We start from the raw sequence: 15314 nt of genomic DNA on the forward strand, positions 1-15314 counted from the left end.
AAATAATTATGACTTCTTTACTAATCATCGTGGGAATGGGTGAAGGTAATGGATTAGCGATCGCCCGTCGTTTTGCTAAAGAAGGTTTTGCGATCGCCATGATTGCTCGCAACCAAAGTAAGTTACAGGAGTATCGAGAGCAGTTGCAAGGGTCAGGCTATGAAGTATATGACTTTGTGGCTGATGCGGGTGATGAAGCTTCTTTAAAATCAGCATTTGCCTCTATTCAAGAGCAGTTGGGAAATCCAGATGTGCTTGTTTACAATGCGGCGGTTCCAAGAATGGAAAATGTTCTGAATACATCTTTTGAGACACTAGTCAATGATTTTAAGGTGAATATTGCTGGCGCATTAGTAGCAGCCCAAGCCGTTATCCCAGCAATGCAAGCACAGGGTAAGGGAACAATTCTGTTGACTGGCGGTGGATTTGCTTTGTATCCCAGTCCTGATTTTGCCTCGCTCTCTATTGGTAAAGCTGGTATTCGCAGTTTGGCTAACACGCTTGCAGGTGCTTTAAAAAGTCCAAATATTCGGGTGGGAACAATCACAATTTGCGGTACAGTGGACGCGGCAGACCCCAAATACAGTCCCGATCGCATTGCAGATAAATACTGGGAATTTCATACTACTCAAGATTCTGAAACAGAAGTGGTGTATTAGTAGGAGTCGCAGCCAGATGGAGATTTCAGCCGGATTACCCCCAATTTATGCAGATACGCCGATTCAATTGGCATCTGCCCAAGTCATTGCTTCGTTTCCAGCCAATACCTTTCTAGAAAATTTGGCGATCGCTAGTCATTTTTGTACGTGTTAATTAATCTTTTGAATACTTTCTTTACACCCTTGTTCCGCGGCTTACCTCCTTTAAGGAATAGAAATTGATCGCAATAATCGCTCAACAACAGTTCGAGAACTGCGTCCTCCCCTAGGGATGAGGCGATGACAAAGAACGTGAGGAGCAAGAAATTTTACATCATCGGGAATTGCATAATCACGTCCTAGCAGAAAAGCTAGCGCTTGGGTAGCTCGTTGTAATCCTAATGTGCCGCGTGGACTAGCACCAAGGGCAATTTCTTCGTCTTGTCGTGTTGCCCTCACCAATTCGAGGATGTACTTTTGCAAGGAGGCTGCTACTCTTACCTGAGAACAAATGTCACGTAATTCTTGTACCTCTGTCAAAGTAATACAAGGTTGCAAATCAGCAACCTTAACACCCTTTTGAAGGCTTTGCAGCATCTGGAATTCTTCTGCCTCAGAAGGATAGCCCAAACTTAACGACAACATAAATCGATCCATTTGCGCTTCTGGCAGGGGAAAAGTACCTTGATACTCAATAGGGTTTTGGGTGGCAATGACAAAGAAGGGTTGGGGAACAGCACGGGAGACACCATCGACTGTTACCTGATGCTCCTCCATGACTTCCAGTAAAGCTGACTGAGTGCGGGGTGTAGCCCGGTTGATTTCGTCGGCTAGCAACACATTGGCAAATATTGGCCCAGAAAGAAAAGTAAATTCGCCGCTTTTTGGGTTCCAGATGTTGGTACCAGTGATGTCAGTTGGCAATAAATCAGGGGTGCATTGTAAGCGTTGAAATTTGCCATCTATGGAACGAGCTAGGGATTTTGCGAGCAGAGTTTTGCCAACGCCAGGAACATCCTCTAGCAGGGCATGACCACCGCCTAATAGAGCGACTAGCACTAAGCGTATAGCCTCGGTTTTGCCAACGATGGTATAAGCCAGATTTTGTGTTAGAGCGTCAATTTTTTCTCTCATGTACTGTGGGATTGGGGAATTGGGATTGGGGAATTGGGAATTGGGCATTGTCAGTAATTTTTGACTATGCCCTATGCTCCATGCCCGATTTATTGTTCCCACTCAGCACTCAATACTCAAAACTTCTCTAGCAGCAATGCAATCAAGTTGAATTTGTGTTTTCAGGGCTTCTAAAGAAGGAAATTTTTGTTCAGGGCGTAAAAATTTTGCTAGTTGCACAACCAGCTTTTTGCCATATAAGTCACCAGACCACTCAAACAAATGTACTTCCGCAGATGAATAAGTACCATTTACAGTTGGGCGGTTGCCGATATTCATTACACCCAAGCTCTGAATAGGAGAAGTATTTGGCGTTTCACTATGTATGAAAACGCGGACTGCATAAACCCCTTGGCGAGGTAAAAACTTTTCTTTTGGGAGTTGGAGATTGGCGGTGGGAAAGCCAATAGTTCTGCCCAGTTGTTGGCCTTGAACAACAACACCACTTAGGGTGTAGGGACGTCCTAGTAGGAGATTTGCATTTTCAATGTCGCCGTGCTCAAGTGTTTGGCGAATCAGTGAAGTGCTAATACGCGCTTGCGGTGTTGGATCAATGTTAACATCCGTACTTTCTGGTGGTACGCCTGTATAAGTTTGTAAAGGGACGATGGTAACTGGAATACTGTACTTGGCAGCGAGTAATTGCAAATCTTTAGCAGTGCCACTGCGCTTTTCGCCAAAACAAAAATCTTCCCCGATGCTAATTTTTTGACATCGCAGTTGCTGTACGAGAATTTTTTCCACGAACTCTTCGGGGGTCAAAGCAGATAATTCTTTGTCAAAAGGCAGCAGGACTAATTGTTCTACCCCAAGCGATCGCAGTTGTTCAACTTTTTCATCCAGTGGCGTTAACAAAGTCCGAGGTTTCCCTGTAAAAAACTCCTGTGGATGGGGATCAAAGGTGACAACTGTCGAGTGGATACGTTCGTTTGGTGATGCTAGAGGTGCAGAAGAGGGGGGATGAGAGGATGGGGGGAAAGATGAAGAATGACTTTCTTTTCCAATCTCCCTCTCTCCCTCTGTTTGTCTATCCCACTCTCGCCCTCCCTCTTGTCTCCTTGCTTGCTGCAAAACTGGTTGAATTACTCTTTGATGACCAAGATGGACACCGTCAAATTTGCCAAGAGCAACAGTGGTTGGTGTTAGAGCCAATTCGGTCGAAGAAGCAACCCACACAGAACACCCATTTTGAGACAGATTTAGCACGTGGATTCTGGGATTTTAGGTTTATTTTAGCTATCAGCAGTAAGCTACTCTATGGTAAACCGCCTTAAAGCGTGTCCTCCGATTGTTGCCGTGTACCCAACAGGTACGCTCCCGTGCTGAAAGCTCTTGATCACCAATCTAATCTAAAATCTACAATTGCTTCGACTGCAACCGTTAAGCTGAAAACTTGCTGACAGGAAAAGATTCTGATAAGGGAACTGAGACGGGAACCTGAAGTACCATTCCTTCGCGTGCCATAATTGCACCAGGAAATTTCACTGCTGCTTGTTCCCCAACATTATCCAAAAAGTCGTCATTATGTGCAGGGTCGTGATGATAAATCACCAAAGTTTTGACGTTAGCAGCTTTTGCTACTTTTACAGCTTCTTGCCAGGTGGAATGTCCCCAGCCAATTTTTGGGGATTTTGGACAATGGTATTCGTCATCAGTATAGGTGGAATCGTAGATTAGGATGTCGGCATTCCGAGATAACCACAGAACGTTGTCATCGAGTCGGTCGGGATAATGTTCCGTATCGGTAATGTAAACAGCAGCACCGCCTAACCAGTTTACTCGGTATCCTACAGCTTCACCCGGATGGTTTAAAGGTGATGTTTCTACGGTAATGTCATCAATAAGTATTGGTTGCCCTGGTTGAATATCGTAGAAATTCAAATTGGCTTGCATAATCTGCAAGGGTACGGGAAAATTCGGGTGGAGCATTTGGTCATTTAGGCGTTGTTCTATGGTTGAACTATCCGGAGCGATCGCGCCGTAGATATGAAAGTTATTCCCTTTGACAAATCCTGGACTAAAAAAGGGAAAACCCTGCATGTGATCCCAATGCGAGTGGGTGAAAAATATATGAGCTTCTATTGGCATTTGGCGCAACAAAGATTGCCCCAAAACATGTAGTCCTGTACCAGCATCGAAGATTAAGCGTTTACCACCCACTTGCATCTCAACGCAAGGGGTATTACCACCGTAACGGACGGTGTGTGGCCCTGGACTGGGGATGCTGCCGCGAACGCCCCAAAATTGCACAGTAAATTGGTTCTCTATCCTAGACATGGGTGTTGCTTGCTGGACTGAGCGGGCGATCAATCAAAAAAATGTTACTTATTTGGTCTAAGTTTATGGTGTCTCATTGGTTTTAGCAGAGAGTGATTTATTGGTAAAACAGCATACTCTGTTATTAGCTGGTTTTGTAACCTAATCAAGGTATTACAAAGCACAATTACCAAGATTTAAACACGTATGTATATCAGTTATTTTAAGAGTGCTCCTACTTTATAGCCTACATTTTCCTGTGATGCATTTAACTATACGCCTTATGTGAATTAAGCCACAGGATGCTGTTCAAAAGTAATAACATCAATACCAAAACGCTGACGCAAAAAAATACGCAGAGTATGACTGGTCATTTTACCGACAACATGGACGCAGATACCATCAACTTTCTTCCTCAATAGACGTTCCATCCTAAATCGTTGCCCATAGATAAAATGATTCAGGGAAACTTAAATTCCCACTCAGACAATTTATCCAGTCCGGTTGCATAGGTGAGATTGTACTGTAACGGCGTTATACTGATGTGGTTTTTACGGACAACATGCACATCTAAGGGTATGTATTTAGGCAAATTTAACCCTGATGGGGGTTCCACATCTTCAATTACTTCTCCTGTTAACCAGTAATACGTTTTTCCACGGGGATCGACTCGCTTATCAAACACATCAATGTAGCGCCGTACTCCCTGACGGGTGAGAGTGACTCCGGCAATTTCTTCCCACTTAACAGCAGGAATATTGACGTTGAGCAACATCAAATCTTCTAGGGGTTTTTGTGCTAATTGCTCCACTAAAATTTTGGCAAAATTAGCCGCAGGTTGAAAGTCCTTAGAGGTGTGACTGATAAGACTCAGCGCCACACTGGGAATGCCTTCAATTAGACCTTCCATTGCCGCAGAAACTGTACCGGAATAGAGAATTTCCGTTCCCAAATTCGCACCTTGATTAATGCCAGAGAGAACCAAGTCGGGGGGCGACTCTAGCAAAGCCCACAGTGCCAATTTCACACAGTCTGAAGGAGTACCATCACAAGCCCAGGCATTGACAGCAGGATGAAAAAGTGCATCGACCATTTCGGCGCGGATGGGTTGGTGCATAGTTAGTCCATGTCCAGTTGCTGATCGCTCTCGATCTGGGCAAACTACGCTGACATCATGACCAGCTTCTGCCAAACAGTTAGCTAGAGTACGAATACCTAGGGCCGAAATGCCATCATCATTGCTAATAAGTAATTTCATAAGTCGTTTGTCATTGGTCATTTGTCTTGGAAGTTCTGTTCGCCGATTCGCTTTTAGACGTTCCCTGCCGGATCTTGCTACAGACTTCTCTCTTTGTCATTGGTCATTGGTCATTTGTCAATTGTCTTGGGTCACAAGTTTAGAACAAAAAATATAAAATATACATACATTCAATTAACTAAGTCTACCTTCGACCCTTACCTTTGATTTCAGCAATGGCACAATGCTCAGATGATTTGTTGAGCAGTCTTGAGCTTTGAACTATAGACTAATGACTAATGACTAATGACTAATTAACCAATGACTAGCAATTTAGAGGCTCAACTTTTAGCACTGCGGCAGGAAGGAGAAAAAGCGATCGCAGCCGCCGATACCCTAGAACGCCTAGAAGAACTAAGAGTTAGCTATCTGGGCAAAAAGGGGCAACTGGGGGCACTGTTGCGAAGTATGGGGCAAATGAGTGCAGAGGAACGACCGAAAATTGGGGCGATCGCCAATACAGTCAAAGAGTCTCTACAAACCAGTTTAGACCAGCAACGCACCGCTCTGGAAACCGTGCAAATCGAAGCACAGCTAGAGGCTGAAACTTTAGATGTGACTATGCCGGGAATTTACCGCCCTCAAGGTCGCATCCATCCCTTGAATGGCATTATTGACCGGGCGCTGGATATCTTTGTCGGTATGGGCTATACGGTGGTTCAAGGGCCAGAAATGGAAACAGATTATTATAATTTCGAGGCTCTCAATACCCCGCCTGACCACCCCGCCCGTGATATGCAGGATACTTTCTACCTACCAGATGGGAATCTGCTACGTACTCATACCTCGTCAGTACAAATTCGTTACATGGAAAGAGAGGAACCACCCATTAGGGTTGTTGCTCCAGGGCGAGTTTATCGGCGAGATAATGTAGACGCCACTCACTCAGCGGTTTTTCATCAAATAGAACTTTTAGCAATTGACGAGGGACTAACTTTTACAGACCTCAAGGGCACAATTAAGGTATTTTTGCAAGCAGTATTTGGCGACCTGCCAATTCGTTTCCGTGCCAGTTATTTCCCTTTTACTGAACCCTCGGCTGAGGTGGATTTGCAGTGGAATGATCGCTGGCTGGAGGTGATGGGCTGCGGTATGGTCGATCCAAATGTACTTAAGTCTGTGGGTTACGACCCAGAAGTTTATACCGGGTTTGCCGCCGGTTTTGGTGTAGAACGTTTTGCGATGGTGTTACACCAAATCGACGATATTCGCCGCTTATACGCTAGCGATTTGCGGTTTTTGCAGCAGTTTTAGGCAATTACAAGGTCAATCAGTTATTAATGAACAGTTATCAACTTCACTGATAACTGTTCATTGTTTTAATAGTCAACGAAATTGTACCAGAATAAATTTGGTAAACTATATAGTACCTAACTTGCGTTGAAGCGATATGACTGCAATCACTGGCAAACATCTAACGCTTGAGGAATATTTGAAGTATGAAGATGGCAGTGATAGCCAGTATGAACTGGTGGCAGGGGAATTAATTGCAATGCCACCTGAAAGCCCAAAAAATGTTCAGATATCTCTGTTTTTGCTAGTCAATTTGCTTAGGTTTGTCCCCATCAATCGGTTGAGTAACAAAGCTGAAATTGTTGTTGCTGGTTCTCGTGCGACAACTCGTGTTCCTGACCTTGTTGTGCTGACAGATGATCTAGCAAAAGCCTTACAAGGCTCAACAAGATCCACAATTACTTTGGATATGCCACCTCCAGCACTGGTTATCGAAGTCGTTTCTCCTGGCAAAGCTAATGAAAACCGGGACTACCGCTACAAACGTTCCGAGTATGCTGCAAGGGGAATTGCTGAATATTGGATTGTTGACCCCCAAAGGAACAGGATAACTGTATTGACATTAGTTGATGGGTTTTATGAAGAAGCTGTATTTGTAGGAAACACATTAATTGTTTCTACCATCTTCCCGGAATTACAGCTAACCGCAGAGCAAGTACTTAATGCTGGAGAACTGCAATATCTCAGATAGGCAAACGACCAACGTCCCAGAGTAAAATGTAGTCAATAATTCCTACCCAAAATTCATGCTATGAGCCGATGGCCTTTTTATCGCAGGATGCACAAATCGCAGAAGAAAAGCTAACTAAGTATCTGCTTATGCCGTTGCCAAAAGACGATAAATCTAAATTTCTGGCTAGAGCTGGGTACACACTAGACAACTGGCAACAACTGGAACGGGATCTACGCGCTCAAGTTTTAACGCAACCTGCCGAGGGGATCGAAACAACTCGCTATGGTCAGAAGTATGCCATTCGTGCGTGTCTGCAAGGAATCAATGGCGTTGAACTCAATATCTTGACCATTTGGATGGTTGCAAACGATACAACCAAATTTGTCACCTTAGTGCCAGATCAAGGAGCCAACTAATGAAGGTACAGCACCCCCTATTCTCCCAAGTTGCCTTAGCGCAAGACTTACCAGAATACAACCTGAAGCGAGGGAATGTTGCAACAATTGTGGAACATTACCCCATGCCTGAAGGTGAAGAGGACGGGTATAGTCTGGAAGGGTTTGATCTGCCCCATGTGACGATCGAAGTACCAGCATCTCAAATTATCCCCATTGCCCAGTGGCAGCAAGAAGAAATGATTTTAGCCAAGTTACGCCAGCTATCTGGAGCGAGGCTGTTGCAATTACAAGACTATCTCGATTTTCTCTTGCAAAAAGAAGAGTCTGAGCATCAGAGTGCTTAAAGCTGTGAGTGTCACTATAGTGAAACTATTAATTAGTCCTGAATGACCAGGGTAATTGTTCATAGCAGATTCTCCTCAAGGTCTATCTCTTTCACCTTCTGGCGTGGAGAACGTCGCAGGTTTTTTACATCTTCATCCAGAGTAGCCTTCTTCGCCCATTTGCTGATCTCAGCCAAAATATCTGGATTGATTGCCTCAACACATTCCATAAGGGTAATGCGATCAAGACTCCAACAATGTCAACTATTAATCAGATTATTTTTAATAAATGTCAGGTTTGTTAAAGACAATAGAGAAAAAGGAGACTGATTTATTGACGGCAATTATCGCAATGTCCGCAACGCAGGTTAGCTGCTTCTTTGTCAAAACCAAAGGCATTTAACAAAAACTGCCAACGACACTGCTTGGTAGTGAGGTATTGATGCATTTGTTTTGCAGCGTGTAATTGTGTGGGTGGCTGATTTCCGGCTTTTTGCCCAATGCTGTAATGAAAAGGATCAAGCCAGTTTAGCTGACCGCTGCTATGGAGTAAAGCTAAAGCGATCGCAGCTTCGGGAAATTGTCGCGTCACTGCATTGATTTCTCCCTGTTTTGGTAATTTTTTCACAAGTTGCTGCGCTGTTTGTTGTTGCGATCGCATTTGTTCTTGAAAAAACTGCTGTCTTTGCTTATCTTCTCGGTCTAACCACCCCGTCGGTTCACTCACCAAAGTCAGCGCCTGGGCTGGTTTCCCATCCCGTCCAGCCCGACCAATTTCTTGCACATATTCAGACAGCAGATGTGGCGCGTGAAAGTGAATTACCCAACGCACATCTGGTTTATTTATCCCCATACCAAATGCACAGGTACAGACTACAAAGGGCATTTTTCCGCCTAACCAGCTTGCTTCTACTGCACGGCGTTCTGCTGCACCTAATCCCGCATGATAACTAGCTGTTTCATAACCCATGTCTGCTAGCCATTGGGCTAAATTCTCGCTATCTCGCCGGGTACGAACATAAACTAACCCAGATTGTTGCGGTCTATTTTGAATAAACTTTAATAATTGTTGTTTCCTACCTTGTGGTGTCCAAGCTATGCGGACGCTAGTATGCAGATTAGGACGGTAAGGATTCAAGCAAAAAATCTCTGGTTGCTGTAATTGTAAAACTGTTGAAATTATTTTTTGAGCTAACGGGTCAGCAGTAGCAGTAAAAGCAGCGATGCTGATTTTTGTTCCTGGTGGTTTTGATTTGAGTAATGCAGACCGTACCGCTCCTAATCTGCGATAAGCTGGTCGAAAGGTATCACCCCATTGCACTAAACAATGAGCTTCATCCAAGATGAAACCATTGATTTGCAACTGAGGATGACACAATCTCTCCCATACTGGCGCACTTAATAAAGTCTCTGGCGATAAGTACAGTAACCTAAGCTGTTGACGTTCTAAAGCTTGTAGTGTTACACGGCGCTGATATGTGGACAATTCATTATGCAAAAGTGCGGCTTTTTGGTGATGCTCAATTAGTTCCTGTACTTGATTTTCCATTAATGCTACCAAGGGCGAAACTACTAAAGTTAATCCTGTTTGTAGCAGTGCGGGAAGTTGAAAGCAAATGGACTTTCCGCCACCAGTAGGCATAATAATCAGTGCATCTTTTTGTGCCAATAAACTGCTGATAATTTCTCCCTGTGGTGGACGGAAATCTTCATAACCCCAGATTGTTTTAAAGGCTGCGTGGACTTCTTGCCAAGATGTTTTACCGGGTTGATTCATAAGCAGTTGTAGATGGGCATGATTCTGAATATACCTGCTAGAATCAATTCCTCGGCTCAGTAATTTTGTCAGATGCCTTTGCCTTCAACCTTCATCGCCTTATACCGATTCAATTAATGATTGCAACAAATATTTTGGGAGAGACGTTGCATTGCAACGTCTCTACATGGTCTATCTGTCACTTAATATGCAAACGTGTGTAGTTTTGTACTTCAGCAGGGATGTTAATCGTTGACTGCACACGAGAATCGGCGATCGCCTCTTTGGCAACTAATTGCAGTGGCACAACACCTGCCCACACTGGTAAAGTGTAGTCGGCTTCATCATCCAGTGGTGGGCCTGTCCGCACTTTGGCGGATGCTTCTGCTAAAGATAAGGAAAGCACTAGAGTTCCCTGTAACTCCTGGCGGCTGGGTTGGCGCACTTGTGCCCATCGTTTCGGCACTACATGGTCAGTGAAAGCTCGCAGAGCTGCTAATTTCTGTTTAGGGTCTTGGACTATAGTCGCTGTACCAAATATGACTACCGAACGATAGTTCATCGAGTGGTGGAACGCAGATCGCGCTAGTACTAGCCCATCTAGCAAGGTGACAGTCAAGCAAACTTCGATACCAGTCTGAAGCGATCGCAACATCCGACTAGCTGGTGAACCATGAATATACAGTTGGTCTTCTACTCGACCATAAGCAGTGGGAATGACAAATGGCTGTCCATCTACGACAAATCCTACATGACAGACTAACCCTTCGTCTAAAATTTCATAGATTACCTGACGCTCATAATTTCCTCTTTGGGGTAGTCGTTTGATCTGACTGCGCTGTGTAGGAGTAACACGATCTAAACTACTCATAACTATTTGCTCCAATTACAAGAAAATTACTGTATTTACATCAAATCCAGGTGCATTGCATTACTCTGTGAGAAACCAAGGCTGGAGTAGACTGGTTTACCTGATGGAGAGGCATTAAGAACTACTCGTGTGCAACCAATCGCTTTTAAATGAGCGATCGCACTATTAGTTAAGTGTTTGGCAATGCCTTGTCTGCGATGAGACGGTTCAACGTAAACACCCCAGATGTATCCGAATTTTCGGTATTGCGCTTTCAGCACATCTGGGTATAAACCTGTAAACAATTGACAACTTGCAGATCCCACAACTGCATTGTTCACTTCTGCCACAAAAGCTTTGTAAAACAAATCCTTATGAGCTCGTTCAGTAAACTGGAGGGTAATATCAAGCCAGTTAGGGTCGATAGCTTCATCAGGAATGCCAATATCTCGCCACATTTGATAAAAGTGCTCTGCAATCAATGAGCCTTCTTGGGGAATTGCTTCTCTAATGGTGATGTGTTTTTCCGTCAGCATCGTTGGGGGCGCTTATTTCAACCACTGTCAGCATAATTTCCCAAGTGGTCTTAGACAAGAGCCAATTTGATAATTTAATACCAGTCCACTTTCATTGCCAGATTATGGATTTAGCGATCGCCATTGACAGCAATTCTGCTGTACCACTGCATCAACAGCTATATCAAGAACTGCGTCAAGCTATTCTCAACGGGCGGTTGTCGCCTGGAAAACGCATTCCTTCGACGCGATCGCTGGCCCAATCTCTGGGAGTTTCTCGCACTACTATTACCCAAAGCTATGAACAACTTTTAAGTGAGGGTTATTTGACAACAATTGTAGGTTCTGGTACGTTTGTGTGCGCTCAACTTCCCGATGATCTGCTACATTCAACGCCTATAGAGTCTAGCCAAATTACTCGTCCACCAATCAAATTAAATCGCTATGGGGCAAGTCTAGCCCAGATAGAGGATCTCCCGAAAATTACCGAACCTGATGCCCTGATTAACTTTCGGTACGGAAGACCAGCTTTTGATCAATTTCCCCTCAAGCTGTGGCGGAGGTTACTATCTCGTTATTTTTACAGCAATTTGAGTTGGCTGGATTATTCGACAGAACCCTTGGGTTACAAACCTTTACGAGAAGCGATCGCTTGCTATCTTTCTACTTCCCGTGCTGTCAAATGTGAACCCAATCAAGTGTTGATTGTTAATGGTACTCAGCAAGCACTCGATTTAATTGTGCGTCTTTTAATCGAGCCTGGGGATGTCATTGCACTCGAAGATCCTGGCTATATGAGCGCACGCCTCATTTTTCAGACTCAGGGCGCTCAACTCTTACCGATTACTGTCGATAACTCAGGCTTGATAGTGAAAGAACTGGTATACGCCAGCCAACCAATCCCTCTGGTGTACGTAACGCCTTCTCACCAGTTCCCAACTGGAGCAATTTTGTCTTTACCTCGCCGCTTAGAATTACTAGCTTGGGCACAGCAGACTGGGGGATTAATTATCGAAGATGACTATGACAGTGAATATCGCTATGGTGACAGACCTATACCTGCTTTGCAAGGATTGGATCGAAGTGACTCAGTGCTGTACATAGGTACTTTCTCAAAAGTGCTTTTTCCCGGATTGCGGATTGGCTATCTGGTATTGCCAAACAGTTTAGTTTCTTTATTTGCCCGTGCGAAGTGGTTGAGCGATCGCCATCTACCATTACTAGAACAGCAAGTGCTTGCAGACTTTATCGCCGAAGGGCATTTAGAACGTCATATTAGAAAAATGCGATCGCTTTATGAACGGCGTTGCCAAGTTCTTGTTAAGGCTTTGAATGTTCACTTTGGACAACAAGCAACTATTTTAGGAGAAAAGGCTGGAATTCATTTGATGGTGAAATTGCACAGCCATCTGAGTGATGAAGAGATCATTCAACTTGCTGCTCAAATGGGTGTTGGTATGATGTCTGCTAAACCACAGTATCTCAAACCCAATAACACAGGTGAGTTTATCTTTGGCTATGGTGAACTCACAGAGCAGCAACTAGTAGAGGGTATTCGCAGATTAGCTCAAATTCTAGTTCGGTGAAATCTTTTTTCTCTCTGTGCCTCTGTGTCTATATAGGTTTAATTTATACCTATTAAATTAATGATTGCAACAAGTAGAGACGTTGCATTGCAACAAGTAGAGACGTTGCATTGCAACGTCTCTACATGGTCTATCTGTCACATTCTTTTTTTTAATTGGTATTATTTAACCCCAGAGGCACAGAGAAGCCAGCGCGTTGCGGGGGTTCCCTCCGTTGTAGCGACTGGCGCGACACACATAGAAATCTGAGCTAGGGAAGCTTTAGATCAGAACTTTGGTAATGGGGTTCTTGTGGGTTTTTATGCAGTTACTTCCTCTGGCTTTTCTTGAGTTTGCAAAGATGCGTAAAGCCTATTAAGAGCATTAACGTAGGCTTGTGCAGAAGCAACTATGATATCTGTGTTCGCTGCATGACCAGAAAATACTCTAGATTCATACCGCAAACGGATGGTTACTTCCCCAATAGCATCAATACCACCCGTTACCGACTGCACAGAAAACTCAATTAACTGGTTTGGTACATTGACTACACGGTTGATAGCCTTGTAAACTGCATCCACTGGGCCAGTACCAATTGCTGCATCGGTTAACTCTTCACCTTCTGGGGTGCGGAGGGTAACTGTAGCAGTGGGACGGGCATTGCTACCACAGGAAACTTGCACCAATTCTACACGGAATAAATCGGGTGCTTGTTGGATTTCATCATTAGCGATCGCTTCCAAATCCCGATCAGAAATTTCTTTCTTTTTATCCGCTACCTCTTTGAATTTGACGAATGCTTTATTTAATTCGGTTTCCGATAGTTCAAAGCCCAATTCTTTCAACCGAGTACGGAAAGCATTTCTACCTGAATGTTTACCCAAAACTATTTGATTGTCTGTCAAACCAATCAATTGGGCATCCATAATTTCATAGGTGAGCCGATTTTTTAATACACCATCTTGGTGAATACCAGACTCATGAGCAAAGGCATTTGCCCCTACGATTGCTTTATTTGGTTGCACTAACATTCCTGTCAAATTAGAAACTAAGCGCGAGGTTCTATAAATCTCACGAGTGTCGATATTTGTCAGGGGTTCTTGAGAATCAGCTGGTTTTCCGAAATAAAAGTTAAAATATTGCCGCCGGACGTGTAATGCCATCACCAATTCTTCTAATGACGCATTTCCTGCTCGTTCACCAATGCCATTGATTGTACATTCTAGTTGCCGTGCGCCATTTTTTACGGCTTCTAAGAAGTTAGCAACTGCTAAGCCTAAATCATTATGACCGTGAACAGAAATAATCGCTTTGTCGATGTTGGGAACATTTTCTCTAATGCCCTTAATTATTTCTCCAAATTCGCTGGGAGTGATATAACCCACAGTGTCAGGAATATTAACTGTTGTTGCACCAGCGGCGATTGTTCGCTCTAATACTTGGTAAAGAAATTCTGGATCGGAACGAGCAGCATCCATTGGAGAAAATTCTACATCAGTCATGAAGGATTTGGCATAAGCTACCATTTCTTCGGCGATCGCTAACACTTCTGCTCGTGACTTCCGCAGTTGATATTCTAAATGAATATCAGAAGTAGAAATAAATGTGTGAATTCTGCCTTTCACTGCTGGTTTTAATGCTTCTGCTGCCGCTTCAATATCTGCTTTAATTGCTCTTGCCAAACTACAAATTATAGGCCCATTTTCGGTTCCTACAATTTGAGCAATCTTGCTAACTGCCTCAAAATCTCCAGGACTAGCAAAGGCAAAGCCTGCCTCAATTACATCCACGCCCAGACGAGCTAGTTGCTTAGCTATAACTAGCTTTTCATCTATATTCAAAGTTGCCCCTGGACATTGTTCTCCATCTCGGAGTGTAGTATCAAAAATTATTATTCGTTCTGTTTTAGTTGTCATTTGCAGTTTCCTCTTTAATTTTTACTTGTAACTCAAAATATATTCAACCTTAGTTCTTCTTTTATTCTTACCTTTGTAAATAACTTATAAGTCTACTGACCTTCTGTTTTTTCTATTTGATCTCTGATATCATTTAAATCTATATATCTGTCTGTAGCATTACGTAATTCTCTAGCTATCATCCCTTCTGTAGATACTACTGTAATATAAGTATTTTTTCCTCGTAATAATTCGATTGCCCTTTCAAAATCTCCATCGCCACTAAATAATACTACCCGGTCATACTGTTCTACTGTATTAAACATATCTACAACAATTTCAATATCTAAATTAGCTTTTTGTGAATAACGACCGGAAGAATCATCATAGTATTCTTTAAGAATTTTAGTTCGTACTGTATATCCCAGACTAATTAGAGCATCTCTGAAACCTCGTTGATCTTGCGGATCTTTTAACCCAGTGTACCAGAATGCATTAATTAAGGCTGTGTCTGGTTGTTCGTATTTGAAGTATTCTAAGACTCGCCGCGGGTCGAAAAACCAACCATTTTTTTGTTGAGCATAGAACATATTGTTTCCGTCTACAAAAATAGACAGACGATTCATTGGAGAACCCATAGAAATTTACACCTAATAATAGAAAAGAATTTAGATGGAACAAT

Annotated in this window: 17 protein-coding genes and 1 pseudogene; 7 read left to right on the forward strand and 11 right to left on the reverse strand. The window is 43.3% G+C overall.

Translation table 11 applies throughout. The features are described 5' to 3' along the window. Positions 1–8: 8 nt before the first annotated feature. Together IQ246_RS08235 and IQ246_RS08240 are read left to right on the forward strand one after the other, a co-directional pair. The gene (locus IQ246_RS08235) at positions 9–659 is read left to right on the forward strand and encodes an SDR family NAD(P)-dependent oxidoreductase (RefSeq protein ID WP_194001878.1); all 651 of its coding nucleotides are present in this window, start codon (positions 9–11) and stop codon (positions 657–659) included. A gap of 16 nt (positions 660–675) precedes the next feature. Beyond that, positions 676–792 (forward strand): annotated as a pseudogene (locus IQ246_RS08240) (gluconolactonase); the annotation flags it as partial. 71 nt (positions 793–863) lie between these two features. Here IQ246_RS08240 and IQ246_RS08245 read toward each other — a convergent pair. From IQ246_RS08245 to surE, 5 genes are all read right to left on the reverse strand, one after another. Next, positions 864–1772 (reverse strand): MoxR family ATPase, encoded by a 909-nt coding sequence (locus IQ246_RS08245; protein ID WP_194001932.1) that lies wholly within the window; start codon positions 1770–1772, stop codon positions 864–866. 102 nt (positions 1773–1874) lie between these two features. After that, positions 1875–3017, reverse strand: a complete 1143-nt coding sequence (locus IQ246_RS08250; RefSeq protein WP_194001880.1) for a bifunctional riboflavin kinase/FAD synthetase — start codon at positions 3015–3017, stop codon at positions 1875–1877. Positions 3018–3191: 174 nt separating this feature from the next. Then, positions 3192–4088: an MBL fold metallo-hydrolase gene (locus IQ246_RS08255; RefSeq protein ID WP_194001882.1), complete on the reverse strand. Its 897-nt coding sequence runs from the start codon at positions 4086–4088 to the stop codon at positions 3192–3194. Between the two features lie 269 nt (positions 4089–4357). After that, positions 4358–4498 carry a hypothetical protein gene (locus IQ246_RS08260; protein WP_244141961.1) on the reverse strand — a complete coding sequence of 47 codons (141 nt, stop codon included), beginning with the start codon at positions 4496–4498 and terminating at the stop codon, positions 4358–4360. A gap of 29 nt (positions 4499–4527) precedes the next feature. After that, entirely contained in the window at positions 4528–5325 is a 798-nt protein-coding gene (surE, locus tag IQ246_RS08265) for a 5'/3'-nucleotidase SurE (protein WP_194001884.1), read from the reverse strand. A gap of 300 nt (positions 5326–5625) precedes the next feature. Between surE and pheS the strand changes: the two genes are divergently transcribed. The 4 genes from pheS (at position 5626) to IQ246_RS08285 (ending at position 8072) form a co-directional block, all read left to right on the forward strand. Then, positions 5626–6618: a phenylalanine--tRNA ligase subunit alpha gene (gene pheS / locus IQ246_RS08270; protein WP_194001886.1), complete on the forward strand. Its 993-nt coding sequence runs from the start codon at positions 5626–5628 to the stop codon at positions 6616–6618. A 136-nt stretch (positions 6619–6754) separates the two neighbouring features. Beyond that, positions 6755–7348 carry a Uma2 family endonuclease gene (locus IQ246_RS08275; protein ID WP_194001887.1) on the forward strand — a complete coding sequence of 198 codons (594 nt, stop codon included), beginning with the start codon at positions 6755–6757 and terminating at the stop codon, positions 7346–7348. Between the two features lie 68 nt (positions 7349–7416). Further along, entirely contained in the window at positions 7417–7746 is a 330-nt protein-coding gene (locus IQ246_RS08280; RefSeq protein WP_194001889.1) for a DUF6883 domain-containing protein, read from the forward strand. After that, complete coding sequence (locus tag IQ246_RS08285; protein ID WP_194001891.1) at positions 7746–8072, forward strand: DUF4926 domain-containing protein; 327 nt, start codon at positions 7746–7748, stop codon at positions 8070–8072. Before IQ246_RS08280 ends, IQ246_RS08285 begins: the two co-directional genes overlap by 1 nt. Positions 8073–8131: 59 nt before the next feature. On the opposite strand, the gene IQ246_RS08290 is transcribed toward IQ246_RS08285, so the two are convergent. From IQ246_RS08290 to IQ246_RS08305, 4 genes are all read right to left on the reverse strand, one after another. Then, positions 8132–8281 carry a hypothetical protein gene (locus IQ246_RS08290; RefSeq protein ID WP_194001893.1) on the reverse strand — a complete coding sequence of 50 codons (150 nt, stop codon included), beginning with the start codon at positions 8279–8281 and terminating at the stop codon, positions 8132–8134. Positions 8282–8382: 101 nt separating this feature from the next. Further along, entirely contained in the window at positions 8383–9828 is a 1446-nt protein-coding gene (locus IQ246_RS08295; protein ID WP_194001895.1) for an ATP-dependent DNA helicase RecQ, read from the reverse strand. Between the two features lie 178 nt (positions 9829–10006). Next, on the reverse strand, positions 10007–10678 hold the full coding sequence (locus IQ246_RS08300) for a pyridoxamine 5'-phosphate oxidase family protein (protein WP_194001897.1): 672 nt from the start codon (positions 10676–10678) through the stop codon (positions 10007–10009). A gap of 35 nt (positions 10679–10713) precedes the next feature. Further along, a complete protein-coding gene (locus IQ246_RS08305; RefSeq protein ID WP_194001900.1) occupies positions 10714–11193 on the reverse strand; it encodes a GNAT family N-acetyltransferase in 480 nt (159 codons plus the stop codon). Between the two features lie 104 nt (positions 11194–11297). Between IQ246_RS08305 and IQ246_RS08310 the strand changes: the two genes are divergently transcribed. Beyond that, positions 11298–12758: a PLP-dependent aminotransferase family protein gene (locus tag IQ246_RS08310; RefSeq protein WP_194001935.1), complete on the forward strand. Its 1461-nt coding sequence runs from the start codon at positions 11298–11300 to the stop codon at positions 12756–12758. Positions 12759–13057: 299 nt separating this feature from the next. Here the strand turns inward: IQ246_RS08310 and IQ246_RS08315 are convergent, their stop codons facing one another. Next, positions 13058–14653 (reverse strand): 2-isopropylmalate synthase, encoded by a 1596-nt coding sequence (locus tag IQ246_RS08315; RefSeq protein WP_194001902.1) that lies wholly within the window; start codon positions 14651–14653, stop codon positions 13058–13060. 92 nt (positions 14654–14745) lie between these two features. After that, positions 14746–15270 carry an NYN domain-containing protein gene (locus IQ246_RS08320; RefSeq protein WP_194001904.1) on the reverse strand — a complete coding sequence of 175 codons (525 nt, stop codon included), beginning with the start codon at positions 15268–15270 and terminating at the stop codon, positions 14746–14748. Between the last annotated feature and the right edge of the window lie 44 nt (positions 15271–15314).

It is taken from the genome of aff. Roholtiella sp. LEGE 12411, assembly GCF_015206995.1.
In the GTDB taxonomy this organism is placed as follows: Bacteria; Cyanobacteriota; Cyanobacteriia; order Cyanobacteriales; family Nostocaceae; genus Komarekiella.